General features: G+C 62.8%; 8 protein-coding genes and 1 tRNA gene. All 9 read left to right on the top strand.

Translation table 11 applies throughout. The features are described from left to right. Positions 1–336 precede the first annotated feature (336 nt). The 9 genes from B7O88_RS14300 (at position 337) to B7O88_RS14260 (ending at position 13,802) form a co-directional block, all read left to right on the top strand. Entirely contained in the window at positions 337–1,359 is a 1,023-nt protein-coding gene (locus B7O88_RS14300; RefSeq protein ID WP_088276828.1) for a DUF2804 domain-containing protein, read from the top strand. 126 nt (positions 1,360–1,485) lie between these two features. After that, the gene (locus tag B7O88_RS14295) at positions 1,486–2,922 is read left to right on the top strand and encodes a thioredoxin family protein (protein WP_088276826.1); all 1,437 of its coding nucleotides are present in this window, start codon (positions 1,486–1,488) and stop codon (positions 2,920–2,922) included. Beyond that, on the top strand, positions 2,919–3,449 hold the full coding sequence (locus B7O88_RS18300; RefSeq protein WP_276527218.1) for a UGSC family (seleno)protein: 531 nt from the start codon (positions 2,919–2,921) through the stop codon (positions 3,447–3,449). The genes B7O88_RS14295 and B7O88_RS18300 overlap by 4 nt, the downstream gene beginning before the upstream one ends. 15 nt (positions 3,450–3,464) lie before the next feature. Further along, entirely contained in the window at positions 3,465–4,844 is a 1,380-nt protein-coding gene (gene selA, locus B7O88_RS14280) for an L-seryl-tRNA(Sec) selenium transferase (protein ID WP_088276822.1), read from the top strand. Then, the gene (selB, locus tag B7O88_RS14275) at positions 4,841–6,700 is read left to right on the top strand and encodes a selenocysteine-specific translation elongation factor (protein WP_160003189.1); all 1,860 of its coding nucleotides are present in this window, start codon (positions 4,841–4,843) and stop codon (positions 6,698–6,700) included. The genes selA and selB overlap by 4 nt, the downstream gene beginning before the upstream one ends. 15 nt (positions 6,701–6,715) lie before the next feature. After that, positions 6,716–6,810: transfer RNA gene (locus tag B7O88_RS17995), tRNA-Sec, on the top strand. Between the two features lie 221 nt (positions 6,811–7,031). After that, entirely contained in the window at positions 7,032–9,230 is a 2,199-nt protein-coding gene (gene katG, locus B7O88_RS14270) for a catalase/peroxidase HPI (RefSeq protein ID WP_088276818.1), read from the top strand. A gap of 452 nt (positions 9,231–9,682) precedes the next feature. Continuing rightward, positions 9,683–11,677 carry a carboxylesterase/lipase family protein gene (locus tag B7O88_RS14265; protein WP_088276816.1) on the top strand — a complete coding sequence of 665 codons (1,995 nt, stop codon included), beginning with the start codon at positions 9,683–9,685 and terminating at the stop codon, positions 11,675–11,677. 235 nt (positions 11,678–11,912) lie between these two features. Then, positions 11,913–13,802: a carboxylesterase/lipase family protein gene (locus B7O88_RS14260; RefSeq protein WP_216359013.1), complete on the top strand. Its 1,890-nt coding sequence runs from the start codon at positions 11,913–11,915 to the stop codon at positions 13,800–13,802. The last annotated feature ends 491 nt before the right edge of the window (positions 13,803–14,293 follow it).

The raw sequence follows: 14,293 nt of genomic DNA, 5'->3' as shown, positions 1-14,293 counted from the left end.
ACGCGGGGATGACGGGGAAACGTGATGTGTGTTGGTGCTCTGCGCTCAAGCAGATCGTCATGAGAGCTGGTCCTATTTCTGTTAACCAATCCACTTAATCACGTCATCCCCGCACAGGCGGGGCCGGTTTTCAAAATCGCGCCCATTACCAAAGCCCTTCGTCATCCCTGCGCAGGCAGGGATCCAGTTGCGGGTTCGCGTTAGCGCAGTATCCATTGCCCAATCACCAATGGCTCTGGCACTTTTCCGTCAATGCGATAGGGTTGGCATGCAGCATCTGCTTTACTGAGCGCAGCTCGTCGAGCTCGGTTCTGCCAATAACAAGAGAGCACGCCAATGCCCGCATTACCCCGCCTGATCGACGCATCCGGCCAACCCCGCTATGGCCTCTTCCCCGACGGGGTGGAGGAGATCAACTACCAGGACTTTGACCTGCGCACGGTGATGGACAAGCCGCGTTCGCACTTGGCCAAGCGCTTTTGCTGCAATCAGTTTCAGTTCATCAGCCTGCTTAGCCCTGAGCTGATCGTTGGTGTGGCGATTGTCGATCTCAAGCTGGTCAGCAATGCGTTCGTGTACCTGTTCGATCCGCGCACCCGGCGCTTTGACGAGTTCAGCTTTCTGCAGCCGCTGGCGCGGCACACACAGATTGAACCGCGCCCCGGTGATGGTCGGGCGGAGTTTTCCAAGGGCGCCAACCGCATTGTGGTGGACCCTGCCGCAGAGCCGGGTGTACGGCATTTGCTGGTCGAGTTGGCCGACGGTACCCGCATTGATGCGCGGATTGACGAGGGTGCGAGCCAGCAGCCGCTGTCCGTGTGTACGCGGGCTGGGTACTCGGGCTGGGTATTCACCCGCAAGACGGCTGCGCGCGGTTGCAGTGGCCGCGTCAGCTGGCAAGGGCAGCAGTTTGAGCTGCGGCAGCTCGGTGCGCTCGCGGCGGTAGATTGGTCGGCGGGGTTCATGCGGCGGGAGACGTTCTGGAATTGGGGCAGTCTGTCCTGCCGGCTGCCTGATGGGCGGCGCATCGGTTTCAACCTGGCGGCCGGGGTGAATGAAACCGGTTTTACCGAGAACGGCATCTGGCTGGACGATCAACTGATCAAGGTCGACATGGTCGACTTTCAATTCGACCGCGCCAAGCCGCTGGGGCCCTGGCAGCTGCGCTCGGCGGACGGGCAGGTTGACTTGCAGTTCGAACCCGCGGGCACTCGACAGGAGAAGCTCAACGCGCTGCTGTTAGCCTCCAATTTCAAACAGCATTTCGGTCAATACCGCGGCGAGCTGCGGATTGCCGGGGAGACGCTGACGCTGGATGGCGCCTGGGGGCTGGTGGAGGACCATTACGCGCGCTGGTGAGCTGCTTCGCTTGTATTGATACCCCTTCAATCAGCGCATCCATGACGGCGGTCGGTGGTTGGAATTGGATGGCAGCCTGCCTATTCTGTCTGCTAATCGAGACACAAGACCCTCAAAGGGCTGCCCATGAAACCTGCACTTCCCGACGGCCTGATCGTCGTCGCCAAGGCTGACTGCCCGACCTGTCGACTGGTCGAGCCGCTGCTGGCCGAGATTGCCCAGGCCGGGCCGCTGACTGTCTACGCGCAGGATTCGGCCGAGTATGCCGCCGACCTGCCATCCTCCCGGTACGACAAAACCCTCGAACACTCCTTCCACCTTGGCATCGAGTTTGTGCCGACGCTGATTCGGGTCGAGAACGGCGTGGAAGTCGAGCGCACCTACGGCTGGCACAAGGAAGACTGGCGACAGCTGACCGGCCTGCCCGAGCTGGGCGAGGCGCTGCCGGTAATGCGTCCGGGTTGTGGCTCGAAGACGCTGGAGCCGGGCATCAGTGAAGAGCTGGAACTGGCCTTTGGCGATATTCGCCTGCAGTCGCGCGAGATCGACATGGGTAGCGCCGAAGACCCGATGGAAGCCTGCTTCGAGCGCGGCTGGAGCGATGGCCTGCCGGTGGTGCCGCCGACGCCGGTGCGGGTGCTGCGCATGCTCAAGGGCACCAGCCGCCAGCCCGACGAGGTGGTGGGGCTGATGCCGCCGGATCTGGTGCCGGTGACGGTCGAAAAAGTCGCCATCAATGCAGTACTGGCCGGCTGCAAACCGGAATATATGCCGGTGCTGCTGGCCGCGCTGGAAGCGGCACTGACCGATGAGTTCGGCCTGCACGGGCTGATCTGCACCACCATGTTTGGCAGCCCGATGATTGTGGTCAACGGCCCGGCCGCCCGCGCCATCGGCATGAATTCCGGCGTCAACGCGCTGGGGCAGGGCAACCGCGCCAACGCCACCATCGGCCGCGCGCTGCAGTTGCTCATCCGCAACGTCGGCGGTGGTCGCCCCGGTGAGATTGACCGCGCAACCCTGGGCAATCCCGGTAAGTACAGTTTCTGTTTTGCCGAGGCTGAAGACGCCGACTGGCTGCCGCTGGCGCAGGAGCGTGGCATCGAAGCCGGGCGCTCGGCAGTGACGCTGTTCCCCGGCGAGGGTGTGCAGGGGATTGTCGATCAGAAGTCGCGTGACCCTGAATCCTTGGCGCGCTCCTTTGCGCTGTCGCTGCGCACGGTGGATCACGCCAAGCTGGCGATGGCCGGTGACGCGGTGCTGGTAGTCTCGCCCGAACATGCGCGGGTATTTATCGAAGCTGGCTGGTCGAAACAGCGGCTGCGCGAAGAACTCGAAAAGCTGCTGCTGGCACCCGGTGCCGAGCTGGTAGCCGGTGCTGGTGGCATCGCCGAAGGTATCCCCGAACGTTTCAAGGATCAGCAGGTGCCCAAGTTCCGTCCGGGCGGGCTGCTGATCGTCCGGGCTGGAGGCACCGCCGGCCTGTTCTCCGCCATTATTGCCGGCTGGGCCGCTTCAGGTCCGGTTGGTTCGTCTCCGGTAACACGTGAGGTAACGTCATGAACCACAGCATTGTGCTCGATCCGACCGCGGAACGGGCGCCGGCGCAGCGTGCGCGTCTGGCCCGTCCCGCCAGCCTTGAAGGCAAGGTGGTCGGTCTGCTCGACATTTCCAAGCCACGCGGTAATGTCTTTCTCGATCGTATCGAGGAGCAGCTGGCAGCCATGGGTATTGCGGTGAAGCGCTATAACAAGCCGACCTTCACCCGCATTGCCCCGACCGAACTCAAGCAGCAGATGGCCGCCGAGGTGGATCTGCTGGTGGAAGGTCTGGCCGACTGAGGGTCTTGCACGTCGTGCTGTATGCATGACATCGCAGACCTGGAGTCACGTCAGATCCCGGGAGTAGGGGTTGCCTCCAGTGAATTTGTTCAGGCCGCGGCGTTGCAGTCGAAGGCCCTTGGCTTTGATCCGGCCATGGTCTTTGTTCCGCATCCGATTCAGGACCGCACCGACGATGAAATGCGCGCGCTTGCCGATGGCGCGCTGGCAGAGATTCTGCGCCTGCTGCAAAGCGGCGACGCAGACTGAGCCAAGGGTGGTCGCATGACGGCCACCTTTAACCGACCACCCGCGGTCGACCGGGTACTGACCTGGCCGCTGGTGCAGCAACTGATTGCCGATCACGGCCGCGCACTGGTGGTTGATGGTGTGCGTGCCGCGCTGCAGCTTTGGCGCGACGGCGAGATCAGCGACGACGAGGCACTGGTGCACTGGCTGCGTCAGCACCTGCTGGCGACGCTGGCGCCGTCCATGCGACCGGTGCTGAACCTGACCGGGACGGTGCTGCATACCAATCTGGGCCGCGCGCCCTTGCCGCCGGAAGCGGTGGCGGCGATGAATGCGGTCGCCCTCGGCGCGAGCAATCTGGAGTTCGATCTGGCCAGCGGGCAACGCGGCGACCGTGACGATCACGTCGAGCAGTGGATCTGCCGCCTGACCGGCGCCGAGGCCGCGACCGTAGTCAACAACAACGCCGCTGCCGTGCTGCTGGTGCTCAACGCACTGGCGAACCGCCGCGAGGTGGTGGTGTCGCGCGGTGAGCTGATCGAAATCGGCGGCTCCTTCCGCTTGCCAGACATCATGGCCCGCGCCGGCTGCAAGCTGCGCGAGGTTGGCGCCACCAACCGTACCCACCCGCGCGACTACAGTGAAGCCGTTGGCCCGCGTACCGCGCTGCTGCTCAAAGCGCACACCAGCAACTACCGCATCGAAGGCTTCAGCACCGCGCTCAACGAGGCGCAGCTGGCAGCGATTGCCCGTGAACATCAGGTGCCGCTGGCGGTGGATCTGGGCAGCGGCTCGCTGATCGATCTGCAGGCGCTGGGGCTGCCAGCGGAACCGGTGGTGGCTCAGGTGCTGGCCGAAGGCGTCGACGTGGTCACCTTCAGTGGCGACAAGCTACTCGGCGGGCCACAGGCCGGCATCATCGCCGGGCGTGCCGATCTGATTGCACGTATCCGTAAAAGCCCGCTCAAGCGCGCATTGCGCTGCGACAAGCTGACCCTCGCAGCACTGGAAGCGGTGCTGCGCTTGTATGCCGACCCGGACACCCTGGTGCAGCGGGTGCCGACCCTCCGGCTGCTGACCCGCAGCGCCGAGTCGATCCGCCAGACCTGCGACGCTGTGTTGCCTGACCTGCAGCAGTGGGCGGGGGATGGTTTTACCGTGGATGTCTGCGCGGTAAGCAGTCAGATCGGCTCCGGTTCGCTGCCGCTCGACGTGCTGCCCAGCGCCGCGCTGCGTATGTGCAGCACCAGCGCCAATCGGCGTGAGCGCAGTCGTGCGCTGCGTGAATTGGCCGAGCGCCTGCGTCAGCTGCCGCAGCCGGTGATTGGCCGCATTGCCGACGACAGCCTGCTGCTCGACTGCCGCTGCCTGGAAGACCCACAAGCGCTGCGCACCGCCCTGGGAGTGGCAGGGTGATCATCGCCACTGCCGGGCATGTCGACCATGGCAAGACGGCGCTGATCCGTGCTCTGACCGGCGTGGACACCGACCGGCTGGCCGAAGAAAAACGCCGTGGGCTGACCATCGAGCTGGGGTTTGCCTGGCTGCCGAGCGAGACCGGCGAGCCGCTGGGGTTTATCGATGTGCCCGGCCACGAGCGTTTTATCGGCACCATGCTGGCGGGCGTCGCCGGGGTGGATATGGCGCTGCTGGTGGTCGCCGCTGATGACGGCGTGATGCCCCAGACCCGCGAGCATCTGGCGATTCTGCAGCTGCTGGGGGTACGCGAGCTGGCGCTGGTGATCAGCCGCTGCGATCTGGTCGATGACGCTCAGCGCGAGCGTGTTGTCGAGCAGCTTCAGGCGCTGGCCGCCGAGGCGGGTTGGGCCAATGCGGATGTGTGGCGGGTGTCGAGTACCAGTGGGCAGGGCATCGACCCTTTGCGTCAGGCGCTACTGGCGCGGGCCGAACGGCGGCAGGTACGGCCGAGCGACAGCCCGGCACGTTTTATGATCGACCGGCGCTTCAGTATTGCCGGGGCGGGCTGTGTGGTGACCGGCACGCTGGTCAGCGGTCGCCTGCAGGTAGGCCAGACACTCTGGCTGCATGGCCAGGAGGTGCGGGTGCGCAGCCTGCAGCGGGCGTCCAGTGAGGTCGTTGAGGTTAAAGCCGGGCAACGCTGCGCGCTCAATCTGGGTGGTGCGGTTTCGGCGGAACAGCCCCAGCGTGGCGATTGGCTGAGTGAGCAGGTCCTGCCGCTGAGTGATCGGCTGGACGTGTCTCTTGCACAATTGCCGCACAGCCATTGGCACCGGGGCGTGCTGCAACTGCATCTGGGTACGGCGATCCATTCGGTGCGGGTGGTACTGCTAGATGAAGCGGCCGGTCTGGCGCAGTTGATGCTGGAGCAGCCGGCGGCCGCAGTCTGGGGAGATCGATTTATCATTCGCGATCCGGCGGCCAACACCACGCTGGGTGGCGGCCGGGTGCTGGACCCGCAGGGCCTGCGCCGTGGCCGCAGTCATCCGCAGCGGCTGGCATGGCTGTCAGCCTGGGCGGCCGCCAGCATGCCAGGTGAGGTCATGGCCTCAGCGCTGCTGCAGGGTGCGGTGGCGCTGCCGGAACTGGCGCTGAAACTGAATCTGTCCGCCGACCAGCTTGAGCAATTGCTGCCGGCTGAGGGCCTGATCGTGCTGGCGGCGGCCGGTCACCGGGTCGCGCTGACCGTCGAGGCCAGCGAAGCGCGCTGGCAGCGACTGGCCGAGCGTCTGGCCGACTGGCATCAGCAGCACCCCGAATTACTCGGGCCGGGGGAGGGGCAGCTTGGGCTGGTCGGCTGCCTGCAACTGCCGTTGCCGGTGGCGCGCCAGTTGCTGCAGCGCTGGCAGGCCGAGGGGCGGCTGCAACGCACCGCCTGGGCGCTGCATTTGCCAGATCACCGGCCGCAGTTGCAGGCGGGGGATGCCGAACTGCTGGCGCGGGTGGCTGCCGAGCTGGCACCGGGCGGGCTGCGACCGCCGATTGTCGGCGAACTGGCCAGCGCGCTGGGTATCGAGCTTGATGTGCTTAAAGCGTTCTTGCAGCGCATGCAGCGAGCGGGTGAATTGGTGGCCGTAGCACCCAACCGTTATTACCTGCCATCACAGGTGGAAGGCTTGGTAGCGGTCGCACGGCAGTTGGTGGCAGACTCGCCGTCCGGCAGTTTTAACGCCGCCGAGTACCGCGACGCCTCGGGCATCGGCCGCAACCTGACCATTCAGGTACTGGAGTATCTGGATCGCGCGGGCGTGACCCGTTTCGTTCGCGAACAACGTTTCCTGGTGGCAGGCTGAGCCTGCCGCTGCAATGGATGGACATCGTCCCCGGTGGGGCGCCCGGACTTCAACTCCGGTGAGATGCGCAACGCGTGTCTGGTGGGTTCGACTCCCATGTCCTTCCGCCATTATTCAGCACAACCCGGCGCTGATGCGCCAGCGCGATGGCGTTAAAACATCGCTTGGGGTGTTTTTATAGTCAAAGCCTATTGAATGCTTTGATTTAAGTTAATGGCGCTATTCCGGCTCCGTGCTTAACTTACTTGCAGGTTGCAGGTTCCCAGGCGCTCAGCAGACTGACTCCCTCCGATCCTGCGATATGACACCCCAAACAAGAGCGGAGACTGACATGACTGACAAGAAGACTGGCGGATGCCCGGTAATGCATGGGTCTAATACCCGACTCAAGATGACCAAGGACTGGTGGCCGAACCAGCTCAATCTGGCGATCCTGCACCAGCACAATCCCAAATCCGATCCCATGGGTGGCGATTTTGACTACGCCGCCGAGTTCAGCAAACTCGATCTCGCCGAGGTCAAGAAGGACCTCACCGCGCTGATGACCGATTCCCAGGAGTGGTGGCCTGCGGATTACGGTCACTACGGCCCGCTGATGATCCGCATGGCCTGGCATTCGGCCGGTACCTACCGTACGGCCGACGGCCGTGGCGGCGCCTCTACCGGCAACCAGCGGTTCGCGCCGATTGGCAGCTGGCCCGATAACGCCAACCTGGACAAGGCCCGCCGCCTGTTGTGGCCGGTGAAGAAGAAGTACGGCAGTAAGCTGTCGTGGGCGGATCTGTATATCCTTGCCGGTAACGTTGCCCTGGAATCCATGGGCTTCAAGACCTTCGGTTTTGGTGGCGGTCGCGCAGACATCTGGGCTCCCGAGGAAGACATTTACTGGGGGGCAGAGGACGAGTGGCTGGCGACCAGCGACAAGCCGAACAGCCGCTATTCCGGTGAGCGTGATTTGGAAAACCCGCTCGCTGCCGTTCAGATGGGTCTGATTTATGTCAACCCGGAAGGCCCGGATGGCAAGCCCGATCCGCTCGCCTCGGCCCGCGATATTCGCGAAACCTTCGCTCGCATGGCGATGAATGATTATGAAACCGTGGCGCTGACCGCCGGCGGCCATACCTTTGGCAAGGTGCACGGTGCCGGCGACGCGGCGCATGTGGGCCCGGAGCCCGAGGCGGCGCCGATTGAGGAGCAGGGGCTTGGCTGGAAGAGCAGCTTCGGCAGCGGCAAGGGCCGCGATACCATCACCAGCGGTCTGGAAGGCTCCTGGACGCCTAACCCGATCAAGTGGGATATGGGCTACCTGGATGTGCTGTTGGGTTATGACTGGGAGCTGACCAAGAGCCCGGCCGGCGCCTGGCAGTGGGTACCAAAGAATCTTGCGCCGGAAGACCACGCGCCGGATGTCGAGGATCCCAGCAAGAAGGTCGGTATCATGATGACTACCGCCGACATGGCAATGCGTGAAGATCCGGAGTACCGCAAGATCTCCGAGCACTTCCACAAGAACCCGGGAGAGTTCGCCGATGCCTTTGCTCGCGCCTGGTTCAAGCTGACCCACCGGGACATGGGGCCGAAGGTGCGCTATCTGGGCTCCGAAGTTCCGGCGGAAGATCTGATCTGGCAGGATCCGGTGCCGGCAGTCGATCACCCGCTGATCGATGCGCAGGACATCACCACGTTGAAAGCCAAGTTGCTGGGCTCCGGTCTGAGCGTTGCCGAGCTTGTTTCGACTGCCTGGGCGTCAGCCTCGACCTACCGCGATTCTGACAAGCGCGGCGGAGCGAACGGCGCACGGATTCGCCTGGCACCGCAGAAGGATTGGGAAGCCAACCAGCCGCAGCAACTGGCCAAGGTGCTCAAGGTACTCGAAGGCATCCAGGCAGATTTTAACGCTGCCGGTGCCAAGAAGGTCTCGCTGGCTGACCTGATCGTGCTGGGCGGCGCGGCGGCTATCGAGAAGGCTGCGCAGGATGCAGGGCACAGTGTGACCGTACCCTTTGCGCCGGGTCGTACCGATGCCACTGACGAGCAGACCGATGCCGAGTCGTTCGAGCCGCTCAAGCCCGAGGCTGATGGTTTCCGTAATTACCGCCGGACCAAGTTCACCGTCTCGGACGAGGAGATGCTGGTCGACAAGGCGCAGTTGCTGGGCTTGAGTGCGCCGGAGATGACTGTACTGGTCGGTGGCCTGCGGGTTCTCGGCGCCAACCACGGTGGCAGCAAGCACGGCGTGTTTACCAGCACCCCGGGTGCGTTGACCAACGACTTCTTCGTCAATCTGGTCGACATGAGCACCTCATGGTTCCCGACCTCGGACGATGCCGATGTGTTTGAAGGCCGTTGCCGCAAGACCGGCGCGGTGAAGTGGACCGGTACTCGGGTGGATCTGGTGTTTGGTTCCAACTCGCAGCTGCGGGCGCTGGCGGAGGCCTATGCCCAGGATGACGCCAAGGCGAAGTTTGTGACCGACTTCGTTGCAGCGTGGAACAAGGTGATGAACGCTGATCGTTTCGACCTGACCTGATTCACCGGTTTTACCCCTCCAACCCACGGGCGCCGCAAGGCGCCCGTGGCGTTTCTGCGCTCGCGTTTGCTGCCATCAGCGCGGTGAATATTGCTCAACAGGGTTGCTGTGCAGCTGTTTGGTCATGGTGTTCTGTCTCGCTAAAGGCCTCTTCCGGGAAGCGCCGGTGGTGATGGGGACGTGGGGTCGAGCGTTCATAGATGACTGTTTTTCATTAAGAATGAATGTTCGCTCCATTTAATAGGCTTATCTGCCGTGACATGAGAGGGGAAGCACTGGCCGAGACGGAGAGGATTGACGTCTCGAAAATGAGTCGCCGTATCGCTGCGAATGATCATTCATTTTTCCGTTGTTGTGCCTTGCAAGTCTGCCTATGCTCAGCCGGAGCGGAGCGGTGACCAGTCAGTCACTTCTCTTGCTTCGCTTCTTACAACAATAAAACGGAGAGCAGCATGAACCCCGGTATCGCAACACCTCCCAAGCGTCTCAGCTATCTGAGCATATCCCTGATGGCAATTACCTTGCCGCTGGCCGGCTGTCTTGGTGGCGGCGGTGGCGGGAGTGACGATGATCGTCGCACCGGCACATTTGTGGACAGCCACGTGGCAGGTCTTGACTACAGTGCTGGCAGCAACACTGGTACAACCAGTGAAACCGGAACCTTCCGCTATCGCCCGGGCGAAACGGTTACCTTCTCCATTGGTGATCTCGTGCTGGGGGCAGCTGTCGGCGCAGAAGTGATGACACCGCTGAGTATTATTCAGGGGGCAACCGACGCATCTGACCCTCGGGTCAACAATATGCTGATTTTGCTGCAAACGCTGGATGCCGACGGCAATCTGAATAACGGTATCCAGATTACCGAGCAGATTCGCACCGAAGTCTCGCTCGCTGCTGCGGACATTAATTTCGCTCAGCCGGTGGCGGATTTCCGCACGGCGATTACCGGCCTGGTTGCGGATCTGGAAAGTGCCGGCGCGTTTTCCGATACCGATCCCCGTGCCCGCAAGGTGGTAGCGGCAGACGATGCCCGCGAGCATTTCAGCCGCTCGACCGGTGAGCGCATTGTCGTGGCTACCACCGGCGGCGAGCTGCGCGGTTTCGAATCCAGCAACACGACCTGGCAATTCCTTGGCGTACCCTACGCCAGGCCGCCGCTGGGCCAGCTGCGCTGGCGTGCGCCCGAGCCGGCAGAGCCCTGGGAAGGCGTGCGCGATGCCGTCGCCTGGAGTGACCAGGCCGCCCAGAACGCGGCGCTGGAGCGTTTTGGTGAAGGCGGTATGAGTGAAGATTCGCTGTATCTCAACGTCACCATGCCCAAGGACGCCGACAACCTGCCCGTTATGGTCTGGTTCCACGGTGGCGGTTTTACTGCCCTGACCAGCAACACCATTCCGTTCAACAACCCCGAAGCGGTGGTCAGCAAGGGAGTGGTGCAGGTCTCGGTCAACCATCGGCTGGGCGCTTTTGGCTATCTGGCGCACCCGGAGCTGACCGCCGAGAGCAACTATGGCGGTTCCGGCAACTATGGCCAGATGGATCTGATCATGGCGCTGCAGTGGGTGCAGGACAACATCGAGGCCTTTGGCGGCGATCCGGATAACGTCACCATCTTTGGTGAGTCCGGCGGCGGCCGCAAGGTGCTGTCGCTGATGGCGTCGCCGCAGGCCGCAGGGCTGTTCCACCGCGCGATCAGTCAGAGCGGCACCCTGCGTCCGGATACCCGCTCGCTGGCCGATGGCGAGGCCCTTGGCCTGACAATTCAGGATCGCATGGGAGTCGCATCGCTGGCCGAGATGCGTGAGGCCACCTGGCAGGAGGTTGCTGCAGCTGCCACGGGTAACGAGTACACCAACGTCGACAACTACTACCTGCCTATATCCGAGCGTGCGCTGTTCGAGACCGAGCGGGATAACGATGTGCCGTTCATGTTCAGCGTCAACACCAACGACACCGAGGAGCCGATCGCCACAACCGTCAACGTATTCCCCTGGATGGCACCGCTGAAGGCTCAGCCAATGTACGCGACCCTGTTCGCCCACCAGCCGGCGGGTTGGCGCGCACGTGGCATGCAGGCCTATCACGCGGCAGAACTGGCTTATCTGTTCAACAAGCTTGATAGCGTGGTGACCCATTACCAGCTCGGTCTGGTACTGGATCCGGCAACCGGCAGTTCGTTGGTGATCGGTGACTTGAATGGCAACGGTGTCAGCGGCTCGCGTGGCGATCCGGCCGACATCATGGCTTCGGCGGGATTTGACGTCACCGACGAGGAGGTTGTCGACCGCATGATGACCATCTGGACCAACTTCGCCAAAACCGGCAACCCGAGCATCGACGGTGAAATCAGCTATCCGATTTACAACGCCACCAGCGAATCCTATGTCGAGCTTACCGATATCGCCGAGGCGAAGTCCTATCTGGGCGAGCGCTTCAGCGACGACTGAGTCGCCGCTGCCGGCAACTCAATTCAGGGTTGGTACATGACCCACCGGCTGCTGCGGCAGCCCGGTGCGGTCGCTCTGCAAGCAACAGGGAGTAGTGCAAATGGGTATTTCAAATGTGCGTAAACCAGCGCGCTCAGCCGCGCTGGGGTTGACTTTGACCCCGCTGTTTCTGGCATTGACGGGGTGCTTGGGTGGCGGGGGCGGCGGCTCCGACGCAAACCCTGCGCAGACCGGGGTGTTCATTGACAGCCCGGTGGCCGGGCTGGATTACCAGGGCAGCACGACGCCAGCTGGCCAGACTGACGCCGAGGGTGGCTTCCGCTATCGTGAGGATGAAACCATCCGCTTCTTCATCGGCGACTTGGAACTGGGATCGGCAGTGGGCGCTGACCAAGTTACACCGCTGAGCATTGTTTCCGGTGCAGAGTCGGCCAGCGATCAGCGTGTCATCAATATGCTGATTCTGCTGCAGACACTGGACGCCGACGGCAATCTGAACAATGGCATCCAGATCACCCACGAGATCCGCGAGGAAGTCTCGTTCAACGCCGGCAATATCAACTTTGATCAGCCCAGTGCCGTCTTTCGCAACAGCCTGACGGCCATGCTGGAGCGACTGGATGACGTTGGTGCCTTTACCGATACCGATCCCCGTGCCCGCAAGGTTGTCGATACCGCCGATGCGCTGGCGCATTTTCAGCGTTCGACCAGCCCTCGGGTTGAAGTCGAGACAACCGGCGGCAGGCTGCGCGGCTTTGAAGCCAATGCCTCAACCTGGCAGTTCCTCGGCGTGCCCTACGCCAAACCGCCGCTGGGCGAATTGCGCTGGCGCCCGCCGCAACCGGCCGAGCCCTGGGAGGGTGTGCGTGAAGCGACGTCCTGGGCGGATCAGTCGGCGCAGGACTTCACCCTGGAGCGGGTCAATGAAGGTGGCATGAGCGAAGACTCGCTCTATCTCAATATCACCGCACCCAAGGATGCCGAGGGGCTGCCGGTCATGGTCTGGTTCCATGGTGGCTCGTTCGCCATCCTGTCGGCCAACTCGCCGCAGTACAACAACCCCAACGGGCTGGTCACCAAGGGCGTGGTGCAGGTCAGCGTCAACCACCGCCTCGGGCCATTCGGCTACATCGCCCATCCGCTGCTGAGCGCAGAGAGTGGGTACGGTGGCTCCGGCAATTATGGCCAGATGGATCTGGTCATGGCGCTGGAATGGATTCGCGACAATATCGCTGCGTTTGGCGGAGACCCAGGCAATGTCACCATCTTCGGCCAGTCCGGTGGTGGCGGTAAGGTCTACTCGCTGATGAACTCGCCGCAGGCGGTCGGACTGTTCCATAAGGCGATTGTGCAGAGTGGCGTTGCGCCGCTGGAAACGGAAAGCTCGCCGGCCGATTCGCTGGGGGTGTCGGAGGCTATTGGTGAGGCACTGTTCGAGCGGGCCGGGGTCACCACTCTGGAACAGGCGCGGGCGCTGCCCTGGACGGCCTTTGCCCAGGCAGACCTGGACAACAACATCCGTCGGGAGACCTATCGGCCCAACTCGGACAATTACTACCTGCCCAACACCTATTACGGGAATGTGCAGCAGGGCATGCCCAGCGATGTGCCGCTGATGGCCGGGGTGACCAACGGCGACTACACCACGATTCGTGCCGCCTTGCCGATCTGGTTGCAGCAGCGCAGCGCCGAGTATCAGTCTAATCAGTACATCTATCGCTTCAGTCGGGTGCCGCCGGGTTGGGATGATCTGGGGCTGAGCAGTTGCCATGGCTGCGAGCTGCCGTACCTGTTCAATTATCCGGCCGGTTTGGTGCAGAACTATCTGCTCGGCCTGGTACTGACCGACGCCTATACCCGGCCGCAGATTGGTGACCTGAACAACAACGGTGTGACCGGGACCCAGGGCGACACAGCGGATATCTATGCCTCCATGCGCTGGGGGGCACAGGACATGGCCATGGCTGACCTGCTGATGACCCAGTGGAGCAACTTTGCCCGCACTGGCGATCCTAGCACCGAGTCGCTCGCATGGACGCCCTACAGTCTGGAAAACGATGCCCTGATGGAGCATGGCAACAACGGTGTCGCGGCGATGACAACGGGGGTAGCCGAGGCGCCCTGATCGGCAGCTTTTTGTATCGTGCGTGGGCTGCGACAGTAGCCCTTCTGGCCAGATGGCCTGAACCGGTACCCGCGCGGATGGGTACCGGTTTTTTTCTGTTCGGAAGATCGGCGGTGCACCGTCTTTTGCGGTTTACCATCTCAGGTTTGCGCTATTGCTGTGTCAGCCTTTCGCCTTCACGGCGAGCCAAGGGTGGCAGCTTGCCCGGCCCCCAGGGGAAGCTCTAACTCATTTCACACGCCCTCTGCGAGTACTCAAGCGTGCAGATGCAAGGCGCGATGCGCAGCCAATAGTGGTTCTATTGGCAAGCAGCGCAACGCAGTCAGATGCATGTTTGAGCGCTCGCCCTGCGGGGCGCTCAGGCCGGTCCGAACTCTGCGTTGTGATTTCTCGACAGGTCTCGACATGCCTTCGAAACCACGCCTTGATTGCGGACCGGCCTGAGTGCCAGAGTGCATGTGAAATGAGTTAGCGCTTCCCTGAATCCCCCC

The sequence above is a fragment of the Halopseudomonas aestusnigri genome (assembly GCF_002197985.1).
GTDB lineage: Bacteria > Pseudomonadota > Gammaproteobacteria > Pseudomonadales > Pseudomonadaceae > Halopseudomonas > Halopseudomonas aestusnigri.
This window is presented reverse-complemented; position numbering and strand designations above follow the sequence as displayed.